At 39.3% G+C, this 15836-nt stretch carries 15 protein-coding genes; all 15 read left to right on the top strand.

Going from position 1 to position 15836, the window contains the following annotated elements; all coding sequences use genetic code 11:
- The first annotated feature begins 2 nt into the window (after positions 1 to 2).
- The 15 genes from H3T57_RS03750 to H3T57_RS03680 all read left to right on the top strand — a co-directional run bounded on the left by H3T57_RS03750 (position 3) and on the right by H3T57_RS03680 (position 15799).
- Entirely contained in the window at positions 3 to 578 is a 576-nt protein-coding gene (locus H3T57_RS03750; RefSeq protein ID WP_155565358.1) for an NADH-quinone oxidoreductase subunit B family protein, read from the top strand.
- On the top strand, positions 571 to 1239 hold the full coding sequence (locus H3T57_RS03745; RefSeq protein WP_370552865.1) for an NADH-quinone oxidoreductase subunit C: 669 nt from the start codon (positions 571 to 573) through the stop codon (positions 1237 to 1239). Before H3T57_RS03750 ends, H3T57_RS03745 begins: the two co-directional genes overlap by 8 nt.
- A 24-nt stretch (positions 1240 to 1263) precedes the next feature.
- The gene (locus tag H3T57_RS03740) at positions 1264 to 2514 is read left to right on the top strand and encodes an NADH-quinone oxidoreductase subunit D (RefSeq protein ID WP_198193241.1); all 1251 of its coding nucleotides are present in this window, start codon (positions 1264 to 1266) and stop codon (positions 2512 to 2514) included.
- Positions 2515 to 2520: 6 nt separating this feature from the next.
- Positions 2521 to 3156, top strand: coding sequence for an NAD(P)H-dependent oxidoreductase subunit E (locus tag H3T57_RS03735; protein ID WP_198193240.1), 636 nt, complete (start codon positions 2521 to 2523; stop codon positions 3154 to 3156).
- Positions 3150 to 4472 (top strand): NADH-quinone oxidoreductase subunit NuoF, encoded by a 1323-nt coding sequence (gene nuoF, locus H3T57_RS03730; protein WP_198193239.1) that lies wholly within the window; start codon positions 3150 to 3152, stop codon positions 4470 to 4472. The genes H3T57_RS03735 and nuoF overlap by 7 nt, the downstream gene beginning before the upstream one ends.
- Before the next feature lie 9 nt (positions 4473 to 4481).
- Positions 4482 to 6545 (top strand): NADH-quinone oxidoreductase subunit NuoG, encoded by a 2064-nt coding sequence (nuoG, locus tag H3T57_RS03725; protein ID WP_198193238.1) that lies wholly within the window; start codon positions 4482 to 4484, stop codon positions 6543 to 6545.
- 4 nt (positions 6546 to 6549) lie between these two features.
- Positions 6550 to 7575, top strand: a complete 1026-nt coding sequence (nuoH, locus tag H3T57_RS03720; RefSeq protein WP_198193237.1) for an NADH-quinone oxidoreductase subunit NuoH — start codon at positions 6550 to 6552, stop codon at positions 7573 to 7575.
- Positions 7575 to 8063 (top strand): NADH-quinone oxidoreductase subunit NuoI, encoded by a 489-nt coding sequence (gene nuoI, locus H3T57_RS03715; RefSeq protein ID WP_155566732.1) that lies wholly within the window; start codon positions 7575 to 7577, stop codon positions 8061 to 8063. The genes nuoH and nuoI overlap by 1 nt, the downstream gene beginning before the upstream one ends.
- 76 nt (positions 8064 to 8139) lie before the next feature.
- On the top strand, positions 8140 to 8874 hold the full coding sequence (locus H3T57_RS03710) for an NADH-quinone oxidoreductase subunit J (protein WP_198193236.1): 735 nt from the start codon (positions 8140 to 8142) through the stop codon (positions 8872 to 8874).
- Positions 8871 to 9191 carry an NADH-quinone oxidoreductase subunit NuoK gene (gene nuoK / locus H3T57_RS03705; protein ID WP_110438948.1) on the top strand — a complete coding sequence of 107 codons (321 nt, stop codon included), beginning with the start codon at positions 8871 to 8873 and terminating at the stop codon, positions 9189 to 9191. The genes H3T57_RS03710 and nuoK overlap by 4 nt, the downstream gene beginning before the upstream one ends.
- A 4-nt stretch (positions 9192 to 9195) precedes the next feature.
- Positions 9196 to 11133, top strand: coding sequence for an NADH-quinone oxidoreductase subunit L (nuoL, locus tag H3T57_RS03700; RefSeq protein ID WP_198193235.1), 1938 nt, complete (start codon positions 9196 to 9198; stop codon positions 11131 to 11133).
- Between the two features lie 26 nt (positions 11134 to 11159).
- Complete coding sequence (gene nuoN, locus H3T57_RS03695; RefSeq protein ID WP_198193234.1) at positions 11160 to 12584, top strand: NADH-quinone oxidoreductase subunit NuoN; 1425 nt, start codon at positions 11160 to 11162, stop codon at positions 12582 to 12584.
- A gap of 18 nt (positions 12585 to 12602) precedes the next feature.
- Positions 12603 to 13358, top strand: a complete 756-nt coding sequence (locus H3T57_RS03690; protein WP_198193233.1) for a biotin--[acetyl-CoA-carboxylase] ligase — start codon at positions 12603 to 12605, stop codon at positions 13356 to 13358.
- A gap of 3 nt (positions 13359 to 13361) precedes the next feature.
- A complete protein-coding gene (locus H3T57_RS03685; RefSeq protein ID WP_122123507.1) occupies positions 13362 to 14132 on the top strand; it encodes a type III pantothenate kinase in 771 nt (256 codons plus the stop codon).
- 23 nt (positions 14133 to 14155) lie between these two features.
- Complete coding sequence (locus H3T57_RS03680; RefSeq protein ID WP_198193232.1) at positions 14156 to 15799, top strand: ribonuclease J; 1644 nt, start codon at positions 14156 to 14158, stop codon at positions 15797 to 15799.
- Positions 15800 to 15836: the final 37 nt, after the last annotated feature.

The following is a 15836-nucleotide window of genomic DNA, read 5'->3' as shown; positions in this document are numbered from 1 at the left end:
TAATGAATATAAAAATAACAAATAAATCTGATCCTGATCAGATTTACTGGAATCAAGAAACGTTACCTCCTGGATCTGAACAGGATGCAGTTATTAAAGGAATAACGGGGGCAATTTCAAATAAAGGTTTTGTTGTTGCCAAGCTTGACCAATTAATCAATTGGGGAAGAACTGGCAGTCTTTGGCCAATGACTTTTGGACTGGCTTGTTGTGCTGTTGAAATGATTCATGCCTATATGCCACGTTATGACTTGGATCGTATGGGGGTTGTACCAATGGGATCGCCCAGACAGGCAGATGTCATGCTTGTGGCTGGTACGGTAACGAATAAAATGGCACCTGCTTTACGTCGATTATATGACCAGATGTCAGAACCAAGATGGGTTCTTTCAATGGGGTCCTGCGCAAATGGTGGGGGATATTATCATTATTCCTATTCAGTCGTAAGGGGATGTGATCGTATTGTCCCTGTAGATGTTTATGTACCCGGGTGTCCGCCAACCGCTGAGGCATTGATTTATGGTATTATGTTGTTGAAAAAGAAAATCAAGCGTACAGGGACAATTCTTCGTGGTTAATTTTACAGAAAATTCAAAAAAAAGAACTTTAAGTCAAAAAGCAAATTTGCAGGCGATTGGCATGATGCTCATGTCTTCGTCAAATGGCGTTGTCAAGGCTGAGTTTGATCACGATGAACTAATCATATTGGTTAAACTCAACTGTTTGCTTGATGTGTTAATTCTGCTTAAAAATCATCCCATTTGCAAATTCGAACAATTGATGGATTTGTGCGGTGTTGATTATCCCTACCGTCAAAAAAGATTTGATGTTGTCTATAATCTTTTATCTGTAACATTGAATCAGCGTATTCGTATCATTGTTCATACAGATGAAAAAGAGCCGGTTCCCTCCGTTCATCATTTATGGAAAAATGCAACGTGGTGGGAACGTGAATGTTATGACATGTTCGGTGTATTATTTTCCGGACAGCCTGATTTGAGGCGCATTTTGACGGATTACGGATTTGATGGACATCCTTTGCGAAAGGATTTCCCTGTTACAGGATATGTAGAAGTTAGATATGATGCTGATCAAAATAAAGTAATTTATGAACCGGTCCATTTGACACAGGAGATGCGGGACTTTGATTTTGACTCACCCTGGGAAGGTATTGTAACACTACCTGGTGATGAAAAGATTCATGAGAAGCGTCAAAATATTAAACCGTATTCTATATAGGATTAAACGGTAAAAGGATATTTGATGAGTGAAATTATACAAGAAGGGGTAACCGATAAAACATCACAGGTGAAATCTGAAATTTCTCAGAATATATCACATGTTTTATCAGGTGATACGCACACGATTAATTTTGGACCACAACATCCTTCTGCTCATGGTGTGTTGCGTGTTGTGATGGAGTTAGAGGGTGAGGTTGTTAAAAGGGCAACTCCGCATATTGGTTTATTACATCGTGGAACAGAAAAATTACTGGAGCACAAGGCTTATCATAAGGGACTGCCTTATTTTGATCGTTTGGATTATGCCTCTCCAATGAGCGAGGAACATGCCTATGTTCTTGCTACAGAAAAATTGTTGGGGATTGATGTTCCTGATCGTGCAAAATGGATAAGAGTTCTGTTTGCTGAAATAACCCGTATATTAAATCATTTACTGAACGTGACTGCCATGGGTCTCGATTGTGGGGCGATGACACCTGCATTGTGGGCTTATGAAGAGCGCGAAAAATTAATGGAATTTTATGAAGGTGTATCTGGCGCCCGCTTTCATGCGAATTATTTTAGGCATGGGGGGGTGGCTAAGGATATGCCCGCAGGTATGGAAGAGAAAATTGGAAAATGGGTTAGAGATTTTCCAAAATTAATCGATGATATTGAAGGATTGTTAACAGAAAACCGTATCTGGAAACAGCGAACTGTTGGAATTGGAATCTGTACAACTGAAGATGCATTGTCATGGGGATTTTCTGGTCCATGTTTGCGAGCATCGGGAGTTGCATGGGATTTGCGGCGATCCCAACCCTATGATAATTATGATAAAGTTGATTTTAAAATTCCCGTTGCTCGGCAAGGGGATTGTTATGATCGGTATTTGATTCGTGTTGTTGAAATGCGCGAGAGCGCCAAAATAATTGAGCAATGCCTAAACAAGATAAAGCCTGGTCCAATTAAGACTGAAGATAATAAAATCTCACCTCCAAAACGCAAAGATATGAAACATTCAATGGAGGCATTGATTCATCATTTCAAACTTTATAGTGAAGGATTTCATGTTCCTGCAGGTGCAACCTATACTGCTGTTGAAAGTCCAAAAGGTGAATTTGGGGTATATCTTGTGGCGGATGGCGGAAGCAAACCTTATCGTTGTAAAATACGTCCGACAGGTTTTTCGCATCTTCAAGCATTGGATGAATTATCCCATCGATATATGTTGGCTGACATGGTTGCAATTATTGGTTCGTTGGATTTGGTTTTTGGTGAAGTGGATAGATAGGGTGTAATGTCAGAAAGTAAAATGAATATTGAGCCATCTGACTTCACTTTTGATAAAGAAAGTGAAATGCAGATAGAGAAGGTGCTTGCAAAATATCCGACAGGGAGAAAAGCAAGTGCTGTTATACCTTTATTATATATCGTTCAAGATCAGATGAAACGTTTGACCAAAAGTGCTTGGGTGCCAAAGGCGGCCATGGCTGCTGTTGCAAAACGTCTGGAAATTTTTCCTGTGAGGGTGTTTGAAATTGCCACATTTTATACAATGTTTAATCTCGAACCCATAGGGCAATATCATTTGCAAGTTTGTGGAACAACACCATGCTGGTTGAGGGGATCGGATGAAGTGGTTGAAGCCTGTAAAAAAGCGACAGGAATTAGGGAATTTGGTCAAACCAGTGAAGATGGATTGTTCACGCTTTCCGAGGTTGAATGTTTGGGTGCCTGTGCAAATGCGCCTATTCTACAGGTTGATCATGATTATTACGAAGACATGAATGGTCCAAAAACCATTGAGTTAATTAATGCATTGAGAAGAGGGGAAAAAACGCCTCCAGGATCTGCATTAAATCGTTTGAATTCGGCTCCTTTGCGTCAAGATCATTCCTTATCAGATAATTCAAAGGCCAAAAAACGATGCTAGAATCTAAAGACCGTATTTATGTCAATTTGCATGGTCAGGATGACTGGAAATTGGCAGGTGCTCGTAAACGGGGTGATTGGGATAATACCAAGGCTATTTTAGCTTTGGGACGTGAAAAAATCGTCAAAGAGGTAATTGATTCAGGGTTAAGGGGACGTGGTGGTGCAGGTTTCTCTACAGGTCTAAAATGGTCGTTTATGCCCAAAGGGGATGGTCCCTTACCTCATTATCTGGTAATTAATGGGGATGAATCAGAGCCTGGCACTTGCAAGGACAGGGAAGTTTTACGTCATGAGCCTCATAAAATTGTTGAAGGTGCATTGCTTGCCTCTTTTGCGATAGGCGCGCATGTTGCCTACATATATATTCGTGGTGAATATTACCATGAAGCCAACAGACTGCAAGTTGCCATTGACGAGGCATATGAAGCTGGATTGATCGGTAAAAATGCCTGTGGTAGTGGTTGGGATTTTGATTTTTATATTCATCGCGGTGCAGGCGCATATATTTGTGGTGAGGAAACAGCCCAGCTTGAAAGTCTTGAAGGCAAAAAGGGGCAGCCGCGTCTGAAGCCACCTTTCCCAGCGGGTAAGGGATTATATGGTTGTCCGACCACGATCAATAATGTTGAAAGCATTTCGGTAACCCCTACAATAATGCGTAGAGGAGCCGCTTGGTTTTCAAGTATAGGGCGTAAAAACAATACTGGTCCAAAACTAATGGCGATTTCGGGTCATATTCAAACCCCCTGTGTATTTGAAGAGGCATTGGGATTGCCCTTGAAGGAAATTATTGAACGTCATGGCGGGGGTGTACGTGGTGGATGGGATAACCTTTTAGCTGTTATTCCGGGTGGCACGTCAATGCCTATGCTGAACAAGGAAGTGTGTGATACCGTTATAATGGATTTTGACGGTATGCGTGATGTTGGGTCCGGGTTGGGAACGGCTGGCATAGTTGTGATGGATAAGTCAACGGATCTTATTAGGGCGATTACACGTATTTCTCAGTTCTATAAACATGAAAGCTGTGGTCAGTGCACGCCATGTCGGGAAGGATCCAATTGGGTGCTGAAGGTCATGAAGAGAATGACAGAGGGACGTGCAGAAATAGAAGAAATTGATATGTTGATGGATGTAACTAAACAGATTGAAAACACAACAATCTGTGCAATGGGTATGTCTGTTGCCTGGCCCGTGCAAGCATTAATTCGTAATTTTCGTCCAATGATGGAACAAAGAATTATGGATTATAAGAAAACCCATGGTGGTGCTGTTCAGGTCCAGGTGCCTGTTGGAACGCCGGTATTGGGATAGGAAGGAATTATGGTAAAAGTTATCGTTGATGGTATTCCTGTGGATGTTCCCAATGGTTCTTCAGTATTACAGGCCTGTGAGGCAGCAGGAAAGGAAATCCCTCGTTTTTGTTATCATGAAAAACTTTCTGTGGCTGGAAACTGCAGAATGTGTATGGTTGAGATAACCGGTTCTCGTAAACCTCTGGTTTCATCATGCTCACAGCCAGTAATGAATGGAATGCAGGTTTTGACCGACACAGAAATGGTCAGGGCAGCGCGTCGCAGTACGATGGAACTGTTATTAATCAATCATCCCCTGGATTGTCCTATTTGCGACCAGGGTGGTGAATGTGATTTACAGGACCAGGCAGTAGGTTATGGACGTGAATGTTCACGATTCAGGGACGAAAAAAGAGCAGTTACTGATAAGTATCTCGGACCGTTGGTTCGCACTGTCATGACACGCTGCATTCAATGTACACGTTGTATTCGTTTTATGAATGAAATCGCTGGTACGGCAGAACTTGGCGGAATCAACCGGGGTACCAATCTAGAAATCACCCCTTTTCTTGAAGAGGGTATCAATACAGAACTTTCAGGAAATCTTATTGATGTTTGCCCTGTTGGAGCTTTAACGGCTAAACCAACCGCGTTCCGTTACCGTTCGTGGGAACTGAAAAATACTGATTCAATTGATGTGATGGATTCTGTGGGAACGAATATAACTTTACAAGTGCGAGGAAGTGAGGTTTTGAGAATTCTCCCCCGTCAAAATGATGATGTTAATGAAAGTTGGCTTGCTGATAAGGGTCGTTTCTCTCTGGATGGTTTGAAACGGCGGCGTCTGGATCGACCATGGATAAGGAAAGAAGGCAAACTTGTCGAAACTTCATGGAATGAGGTGGTCCAGGTTGTTTCCCAAAAATTAAAATCTACGAAAAAAGAGCGTATAGGCGTCATTGCAGGGGATTTATGTGATGCAGAAAGCATGTTCACATTAAAAAATTTGATGAACGATCTTGGAGTCAGCAATTTAGATTGTCGTCAAGATGGGGCATATTACGATACCTCTTATCGTGGACATTATGTTTTCAATAGTACGATTGCAGGAATTGAGCAGGCTGATGCTTTATTGATGATAGGTGCTTTTCCACGTCAAGAGGCACCTGTGTTGAATGCCCGTATTCGTAAAAGATGGTTGTCTCTTACCGAACAATTCCCAATTGCATTTATAGGTGAACTTATTGATGATCCTACGTATAAAATTGAGAATTTAGGAGAGGATCCAACTTTAATTGATTCATTGTTACGAAATGAGCTTGCCTTTAACGAAATTTTGAATAATGCGAAACGCCCAATGATTATTATTGGACATGGGGCATTGGTTCGTGAAGATGCAAAATTAATATTTGAAAAAACCTTGGCTTTGGCTCATAAAATTGGTGCCGTAACCGAAAATTGGAATGGATTCAATGTCCTTCATCATGCAGCCGCTCGTGTTGCGGGTCTGGATATGGAATTTTATCCTAAATCGGATTCACAAGATGCACGCTCGATGGTTACGGGTGGCACAGATCTTTTGTGGTTGCTTGATGCAGATGAAATTGATCTTTCAAAATTGGCTGCCGATTGCTTTGTGATTTATCAGGGACATCATGGAGATCAGTCTGCCAAACGTGCTGATATTATTTTACCTGGAGCCGCTTATACAGAAAAATCAGGTATTTATGTTAATACTGAAGGCAGAATTCAGCAGGGTAACAGGGCGATTTTACCTCCTGGAAATGCCAAGGAAGATTGGAAAATTATTTCAGAAATTGCCCAATCAATGAATATTGATCTTCCTTATTCCAATTTATATGAGTTAAGAACTTGCCTGGCACAGGCCTATCCTGTATTTAAGGAAAAGGGAGTAGTTAGAAACCAGATGTGTTCTTCCATAAATATTTCAGAAAAAAACATTGAAAAACAATCTTTTAGGGCGATTATTTCAGATTATTTCTTAACGAATTCAATCAGTAGAGCCAGCCTCACAATGCATGAATGTTCAAAAACACGTGGTGCCAATTCATCGGCAAAAGCTGCGGAGTGATATCATGGAACATTTCATTTTTCATACATTACTCGGATCAGTTATCCTGATTATATTAAAAACACTGGCACTATTGGTTCCAGTGCTTGTCGGTGTCGCTTATCTGACTTGGTTGGAACGTAAAGTTTTGGCTGCAATTATGCTTCGTAAAGGTCCGAATGTTGTTGGTCCTTTCGGTTTGCTGCAACCCTTTGCCGATGCGGTTAAAATGATTTTTAAGGAAACGATCATTCCTGCCAAGGCAAATCGGGTCTTGTTTTTTGTCGCGCCAATTCTAGTCTTTACATTGTCCCTATTCGCATGGGCGGTAATTCCCGTGAATGATGGTTGGGCTGTTGCAAATCTTAATATTGGTATCCTTTACCTATTGGCGATTTCCTCCTTGGGTGTTTACGGAACTTTGTTGGCCGGCTGGGCTTCGAATTCGAAATACTCTTTATTGGGGGCCATGCGTGCCACGGCACAGATGATATCATATGAAGTCTCAATTGGACTTGTTATCGTTTCCGTACTGTTGCTTGTTGGTAGTGCAAATATGAACGATATTGTCCTGGCACAAAAACATGTCTGGTTTTTTCTGCCAATGTTTCCCATGTTCATTATTTTCTTTATTTCATGTTTAGCTGAAACCAATCGTCCACCTTTTGATTTTTCAGTTGGTGAAAGTGAACTGGTGGCAGGTTTTTTTGTGGAATATTCCTCAATGGCCTTCGGATTATTTTTTCTGGCTGAATATGGTAACATGATTTTGATGTCTGCAATTACCAGCATCATATTTTTAGGTGGATGGTTGCCACCCTTTGATTGTGTGCCGTTTACCTGGATACCTGCACCTTTCTGGATGATAATTAAAGTTTTATTTTGTCTATTCTGTTTTATATGGGTAAGAAGCGCGTTTCCAAGATACCGTTATGATCAGTTAATGCGATTAGGCTGGAAAATATTCTTACCCTTTTCATTAATATGGGTTGTGCTTACCGCTGCGTTTGTAATGGTAACCGGCGTAGGGATATATGGAGGAGCTGGTTAATGGGTTTTATTGATAGAACCGCACGGTCTTTTTTATTATCAGAATTGTTGACTGGACTGGGAATAACACTACGTTATTTCTTCAAACCGAAGGCAACAATCAATTATCCTTATGAAAAAAGTCCTCTTTCACCACGGTTTAGAGGGGAGCATGCCTTACGTCGTTATGCCAATGGAGAAGAGCGTTGCATTGCGTGCAAATTGTGTGAGGCAACGTGTCCAGCAGAAGCAATTACCATTGAGGCTGAAGAGCGGAATGATGGTTCGAGAAGAACTACCCGGTATGATATAGATATGACAAAATGCATCTATTGCGGGTTATGTCAGGAAGCATGTCCTGTTGACGCGATTGTTCAAGGACCCAATTACGAATTCGCCACTGAAACCCGGGAAGAGTTGATGTACAACAAAAGCAAATTATTGTCTAATGGGGATCAATGGGAAAGTGCCTTGGCATTAAGACTGGAGCAGGATGCTCCATATCGGTGAGACAGGAAACATTTAAAATGAATAAATTAATTTATATATCGGGTCTTATAAAGATCTTTGATCAGGAATTAGGATAATGACACCGATTATTCTTTTCTATATTTTCGCAATAATTTTGCTACTATCAGCATCGATGGTTGTTTTTGTTCGAAATTCAGTTCATGCAGCCCTATTTCTAATTCTTGCATTCTGTAATGCCGCTGGATTGTTTATGCTGGCCGGTGCCGAATTTTTGGCTATACTTTTGATAGCCATATATGCTGGTGCAGTCATGGTTCTGTTTATGTTTATTGTAATGACAATGCAAATAGAGCTGGTCCAGTTAAAGGAAGGAATGCAACGTTACATGCCTGTGGGTTGTATCATTGCTTTTATTCTTGTCGTTGAATTTATTATGATTGCCATCCATTGGCATGTTGATCCTGAATTGATAAGCAGGGGTCAAAATTCTGCGTTGCATGATATTTCGAATACCAAAGCATTGGGGGATATTTTATATACGCATTATGTTTTGTTATTCCAGATTTGTGGATTAATCCTGCTTGTTGCAATGATCGGTGCAATTGTCTTGACCCTGCATAAAAATCCTAAAAACCGTAGACAGAACATTATGCGCCAACATATGCGCGAACCAAGCCAAACTCTGGAAATTCGTGATGTGCCCTTGAATAAAAGCATTCAGGATATTGGCGGTTTCCTTCGTCCCAAAGAGACTTATTATGGTATTGCACAAGAGGAATCCTTCGGTCCAAAACCTGGTGATAAAACCGATATTACTGAAAAAAGACAACAAAGGGAGCAAATGAAATGAATATTTTAAATTCTGTGGGGCTTGCTCCCTATATGATTGTCAGTGGTATTTTATTTTCAATTGGTCTGTTTGGTATTTTTGCTAATCGGAAGAATTTAATTGTTATATTGATGTCTATTGAATTGATGCTTTTATCTGCAAATCTTAATTTAATTGCATTCTCTTCTTTATATAGCAATTTAACAGGTCAGATTATGGTTATGTTTAGCCTTACAGTCGCCGCTGCAGAATCTGCCATCGGACTTGCCATTATTATGGTATTTTATCGTAATCGTCGGTCGGTGGAAGTGCAAGATACGATGATGATGAAGGGGTAAAGAAATGACATCATCATTATTTATTACAGCTGTTATCTCACCCTTGGCTGGTTTTTTATGCGCAGGGTTAATGGGGCGGATAATCGGTGATTCATTTGCAAAGTTTATTTCTATTCTTGGAATGTCCATATCGGTTACATGTGCATGGCTTGTAACTTGGCAATTTTTTGCCAATCATATGGATAGTCAAGTTGTTCATTTTATGGAGTGGATCAATGCCGGTAATTTTCATATTAACTGGTATTTGAAACTGGACAGTTTGTCTGTTGCCATGTTGACGATGGTATCAAGCATATCCTTGTTAATCCATATCTATAGTATGGGATACATGTCGCATGACACGATGCCAACTTATCGTTTTTTTGCATATTTATCTTTATTTACATTCAGTATGATTGCCTTGATTACCTCTAATAATCTGGTTCAATTGTTTTTTGGCTGGGAAGGGGTAGGTTTATGCAGCTATTTACTTATTGGATACTGGTATATGCGTCCAGAAGCTATATCAGCCGCAATCAAGGCTTTTGTTGTAAATCGTATTGCGGATCTATTTTTTCTCGTAGGCATTAGTTTGCTTTTTATCACGACCGGTTCGGTTTTTTATAATGAAATATTTCAAAAATTACCTGATTTAGTTCAACTGCATTATCATTTATTGGGTTTTGATTTCCAGATATATGAATTTATTGCATTCCTGCTATTTGTCGGGGCCATGGGAAAGTCTGCCCAATTGTTTTTTCATGTATGGTTACCGGATGCAATGGAAGGACCAACGCCAGTTTCCGCACTTATTCATGCCGCAACTATGGTGACAGCAGGTGTATTCTTGATGGCAAGAATGTCACCCCTGGTTGAATTGGCTCCACATGTTAAGATATTCATTATTGTTATAGGATCATTAACAGCATTATTTGCCGGTTCTGTTGCTTTGGTACAATCAGATATTAAGAAATCCATTGCTTATTCAACTTGTTCTCAGCTTGGATATATGTTTGTCGCAGTTGGTGTGGGAACCTATCAAATTGCAGTATTCCATTTAACGACACACGCTTTTTTCAAGGCATTGTTGTTTCTTGGTGCGGGATCAGTGATTGTCGCGCTTCATGATGAACAGGATATGTTCAAAATGGGTGGATTGTATAAAAAATTACCTTTGACTTGCATATTGATGTGGATAGGCTGTCTAGCATTGGGTGGAATATATCCATTTACAGGTTACTGGTCAAAAGATGCCATTCTGGAAGCTGTTTGGACAACCCAATCTTCCTTGGGATATGCGGCTTGGGTTGTATTGTTATTGACTGCGTTTCTTACAAGCCTATATAGCTGGCGGATGTTGTTTCTTGTGTTCCATGGAAAACCAAAACATAAGGAAAATTATGATCATGCAAAAGAATCTCCTTTCTCTATGACTTTACCCATGATCATACTTGGTGTTTTATCAATTATTGGAGGCATTATCCTATATCCTTATTATATAGGTTCTCAACAAGTTATATTTTGGGGAGGTTCAATTGTTAATGTTTCAGATAATTTGCATATGATTATTGAACAACATACACCTGCAATTATTGCATTAATGCCACTTATACTTGGTATACTGGGTATTTTAATTGCTTATTTATGTTATATAGTTAATCCGAATATCCCTATATCATTAGCTCAGTCAATGAAGGGGTTTTACCGTTTTCTATTAAATGCATGGTATTTTGATAAACTTTACGATGTAATAATTATCCGTCCTTATGCAGCTTTGTCTAAGGCATTATGGAAAATTGGTGAAAAAGATATTATCCAGGAATTTCCTGTCATACTGGCGCAATTTACAAATCGTTCTGCCAAAGGGATATCCTGGATTCAAAATGGTTCTTTTGCTTTATATGCTTTTACCATGGCAATTGGGTTGGTGGTTATCGTCGCCACTTTCCTGATCTATCAATGATATTAAGTTAAGTCAGGATAAATCCGATGAATTGGACGCTTGCTATTCCAGAAATTGTATTAACAATTGGTGGTCTTATTATATTGTTATTCGGGGCGCTGCAAAAAAAGGAAAATTCCTTTTTTCCCTCTGCCATTTTTTCTACGGCAATATTTATTGCCGCGGGATTTTTAACGTTAACCAATGCAAATGGGTTGGCATATTACGGGTTATTTGTAAATGATGAATTTTCCCGTTACATGAAATTGCTGGTTCTTATTGCAGGTTTATTAACAATTATTTTGTCTTTGGATTTTAATAAAAAAAATAAAACAACATATTTTGAATTTATAGCGTTGATCATTTTTTCCACGGTCGGTGCAATGGTTATGGTCTCCTCCAATAATCTTATGAGCCTGTATCTTGGACTGGAGTTATCTTCGTTATCTTTATATATTTTATGTGCAATTGATCGTAACAATCCGTTATCAGCTGAATCTGGGATAAAATATTTCATTTTGGGATCAGTCGCGTCTGCAATTTTACTTTATGGTATTTCAATGCTTTATGGCGCAGCTGGAAGTATGGAATATAACAATGTTCATAAAGCCATCGCAGCGGCAAATTATAATAATATGGGTTTTGTCGTGGGACTGGTTTTTGTTTTAATCGGAATATGCTTTAAAATTTCTGCAGTACCTTTTCATATGTGGACACCGGATGTTTACCAAGGTGCTCCAACGCCTGTTACAACCTTTCTTTCGACGTCGCCAAAATTTGCAGCTTTTGCATTATTTTTACGGTTGATGTCGGGGCCTTTTGGAACCCTATCCTATCAATGGCAGTTTTTGATTGAAGTTATATCATTGTTATCCATAATTATTGGAAGTATTGGTGCTATATCTCAATTAAATATTAAAAGAATGATGGCTTATTCTTCAGTTGCACATATGGGATATGCAATGGTTGGATTAGCCGCAGGAAATTCAAATGGCGTTTTGGGAACGATCATTTACTTGACAACTTATCTTTTCATGAATGTCGGAACTTTTGCCGTGATTACATCTATGACGCGAAAAGGTAAGGTTGTAGAAAACATAAATGATTTGGCCGGACTTGGTAAAAGTGATCCGGGCATAGCGGTTGCTATGGCAATTTTCATGTTTAGTATGGCAGGTGTTCCGCCACTTGCAGGATTCTTTGGTAAATTTATGGTTTTTTGGGCAGCTATTCAGGTTCATTTATATGTACTTGCAACAGTTGGAATTGTTGCCAGCGTTTTAAGCGCTTTTTTCTATCTTAGGATTGTCAAGATCATCTTCATGGATAAATCTCATGGACAACTTGATCATCGTTCATTATCAATTTCTTTTATGTCCTTTGGTATGAGCGCGTTAACGGTAATTTTTATCATATTTATGGGCCCAATGATGCATGTTGGACGCATTGCGGCTAAATCTTTGTTTAATTAATCATTTAAGTGTCTAAACGTGGAAAAAAGAAGGTTCTGGAAATTTGAACATTATTCCACGTTATCGTCTACCAATGATCACTGCATTGAGATGGCCAGATCAGGACATAAAACAGATCTGGCTGTTTTGGCTGACTCTCAGTCATCACCACGGGGAAGCCGTGGGCGCAAATGGATCGAGCCTCAGGGTAATTTAGCCTTTTCTTTATTATATTGGCCAAGATCATCGAATATAAAATTGAATTGGATTCCGTTTGTTGCAGCATTATCTCTTTATGATGCTGTAAGATTTTACAGCAAAGTCGATCATGAATTATTTATTAAATGGCCTAATGATCTATTGTATAAAAACAGGAAAATTGGTGGAATTCTAATTGAAAGCAATATTTCCAAGACCAGTCAATTAGAATGGTTGGTTATGGGTTTTGGTGTCAATATCAATAGTTATCCTGATTTGAATAGAAAATTGGGTTGTTTAAAAGATTTTGTAACTAAACCACCCTTAGCAAAAGAGTTATCAGAGAAAATTATATATTATTTTGATTACTGGATAAATTTTTTAACAAATGACCAGGAAAAAATTATACGTGAGGCATGGATAGAGAAATCAATACCTTTAAATTCAAAATTAACTGTAAATTTACAGCAAAATAGTTGGGAAGGAATTTATTGTGGTATTGATGAACATGGGTTACTATTATTACAAACTGTAAAGGAAATGCGAAGTTTCTCTACGGGTGAAGTTTTTTGGTTAGATAATTCTCAGGATTGTTAAAGCGTGTTAATGGTCATTGATGCGGGCAATACCAATGTTGTATTTGCTATACATAATGGTGAAAAATGGGTGGGTTCATGGCGAATGAGTACAATTCCCAACCATACATCAGATGAATACGCCGCGACATTACTTATTTTACTGCAAGCATGTGGGATAAAAACTGATCAGATTGACAACATTATCATTGGTACTGTTGTTCCCCCGATTTTATATCAATTGAGATTATTGTGTCGACAATGGTTTGGCGTCGAACCTCTTATTGCTTCATCTGATCTGGATTGGGGATTCAAAATTTTAATTGATAACCCTCATGAAGTGGGTGTTGATCGTTTGCTAAATGGCCTAGCAGCTCATACTCTATTTGGGGGTCCTTTAATTGTTGTGGATCTAGGGACAGCCACAACATTTGATGTTATTGATGAAAAAGGAAATTATTGCGGAGGAATTATTTCACCCGGCCTTACTTTATCTTTGGAATCTCTACATAAAGCCGCAGCTCGATTACCAAAGATCGGTATAATGAAACCCATTTCCGTGATAGGCAAAGAAACAGTTAACGCAATGCGATCAGGTATATATTGGGGATATATAGGTCTTATTGAGGGTATCATAAAAAGGATTGGAGCCGAAGCTAATTGTTCCTATCGCGTTATAGGAACAGGCGGATTGGCATCCTTATTGGCAGAAGGTACCGATATTTTTGAAAAAATTAGTCTGGAATTGACGTTAGAAGGTTTAAGATTGCTTGCAAATCGTAATAAAACATCATAGTAAAAATAATAAAAAGGATAAACATGAATGAAACTGCAAACGATTTTGCCTTTCTTCCCTTAGGAGGAACAGGTGAAATTGGTATGAATTTTAATTTATATCGTCTTAATGGGTCATGGCTTGCATTTGATTGTGGCATTGGTTTTAGTGGTAATGACATGCCGGAAGCCGATATTCTGGTGCCTGATCCTGAGTTCATCATTCGATATAAAGATAGTTTGTTAGGATTGGTTGTCACTCACGCACATGAAGATCATATCGGTGCGATAACATATCTTTGGGAAGCATTGGAGTGTCCAATCTATGCAACGTCTTTTGCCGCTTCAATTATTAGAAGAAAATTGAGAGAGGCTAACTTACTGAATGATGTCACAATTCATCTGATTGATATTGGAGCCCGTATCAGAATTGGGGAATTTGATCTGGAATTTATACCTGTAACGCATTCTATACCTGAAGCGCAAAGTGTTGTAATTCGCACTCCTTATGGAACAGTATTACATACAGGTGACTGGAAATTCGATCCTGATCCTGTGATAGGTCATCCAACAAATCTTTCAAAATTTGCCGAAATAGGTGATGAAGGTGTTTTGGCAATGATTTGTGATAGTACGAATGCGATTGTCAAACGTGCGCCTGAATCAGAGGGTGCCGTCAGAAAAAGCATGGTTGATCTTATTGCCAATATCAGGGGAAGAGTTGCAGTAACTTGTTTCGCAAGTAATGTCTCAAGGATCGAGACAATTGCTTATGCAGCAAAACAGGCCAATCGCCCTGTGGTAATTATTGGCCGCTCTTTGCAGAATATTGAAATTGCAGCACGTGAAAATGGATATTTTCGGGATATTCCTCCGTTTTATACGGAACAGAATATGAATGAAATTGATCAGGAAAATGTTGTATTCATTATTACGGGAAGTCAAGGGGAGGAAAGATCAGCCTTAACCCGTATTTCCTATGATACACATCAACATATATCTTTTGGTGTTGGAGATACTGTTATTTACAGCAGTCGTACAATTCCCGGTAATGAATTGGCAATCATGCGTGTACAGGATAATCTGGTGCGTCGCGGGGTCAGGGTAATAACATCCGTAGATCATTTGGTTCATGTTTCAGGACATGCCAGTCATGATGAAGTTACAGAATTATATAAACTTGTAAAACCAAAATACGGCATTCCTGTTCATGGTGAGTGGGTTCATTTGAATGCACAGGCGGAAATTGCAAAATCTTGTAACTCTGAACCTATCCTGCTTGAGGATGGAGATATCATTCAATTGGCACCAGGACCAACCAAAATTGTAAATAGTGTACCTTATGGCCGCTTGACGGTTGATGGAAACAGGCTTTTATCCATAGATGGGAACGTATTGGCGGCACGTCGACGCATGCTTTATAACGGTGTTATTGTTGCGAGTTTTGCAGTGGATGATGAGGGTATGTTGTTGAGTGATCCAAATATAAGCGCGCCCGGTTTACTGGATCAGTATGATGATTGTGATCTGATTATTGATAATTTTGCCGATGCAATTGAACAGTTGCCAAGAACAGTTCGGTTGAATGACGAAGAATTAATTGACAAATCGAAATCAATACTAAGACGTATTCTGGGGCGGAAGCTTGGTAAAAAACCGCTTATCGAGGTTCACGTCATACGGTTGTGATATTCTATTGATGTCGAGTAATATTGATCGATTGTAA

The organism is Commensalibacter sp. W6292M3 (assembly GCF_016101315.1).
GTDB lineage: Bacteria > Pseudomonadota > Alphaproteobacteria > Acetobacterales > Acetobacteraceae > Commensalibacter > Commensalibacter melissae.
This window is presented reverse-complemented; position numbering and strand designations above follow the sequence as displayed.

Bases quoted from the DNA above. Each gene is read 5' to 3' on its own strand.
- H3T57_RS03750 (WP_155565358.1), top strand. From the start codon at position 3: ATGAATATAAAAATAACAAATAAATCTGATCCTGATCAGATTTACTGG.
- H3T57_RS03740 (WP_198193241.1), top strand. From the start codon at position 1,264: ATGAGTGAAATTATACAAGAAGGGGTAACCGATAAAACATCACAGGTG.
- H3T57_RS03735 (WP_198193240.1), top strand. From the start codon at position 2,521: ATGTCAGAAAGTAAAATGAATATTGAGCCATCTGACTTCACTTTTGAT.
- nuoF (WP_198193239.1), top strand. From the start codon at position 3,150: ATGCTAGAATCTAAAGACCGTATTTATGTCAATTTGCATGGTCAGGAT.
- nuoG (WP_198193238.1), top strand. From the start codon at position 4,482: ATGGTAAAAGTTATCGTTGATGGTATTCCTGTGGATGTTCCCAATGGT.
- nuoH (WP_198193237.1), top strand. From the start codon at position 6,550: ATGGAACATTTCATTTTTCATACATTACTCGGATCAGTTATCCTGATT.
- nuoI (WP_155566732.1), top strand. From the start codon at position 7,575: ATGGGTTTTATTGATAGAACCGCACGGTCTTTTTTATTATCAGAATTG.
- H3T57_RS03710 (WP_198193236.1), top strand. From the start codon at position 8,140: ATGACACCGATTATTCTTTTCTATATTTTCGCAATAATTTTGCTACTA.
- nuoK (WP_110438948.1), top strand. From the start codon at position 8,871: ATGAATATTTTAAATTCTGTGGGGCTTGCTCCCTATATGATTGTCAGT.
- nuoL (WP_198193235.1), top strand. From the start codon at position 9,196: ATGACATCATCATTATTTATTACAGCTGTTATCTCACCCTTGGCTGGT.
- nuoN (WP_198193234.1), top strand. From the start codon at position 11,160: ATGAATTGGACGCTTGCTATTCCAGAAATTGTATTAACAATTGGTGGT.
- H3T57_RS03680 (WP_198193232.1), top strand. From the start codon at position 14,156: ATGAATGAAACTGCAAACGATTTTGCCTTTCTTCCCTTAGGAGGAACA.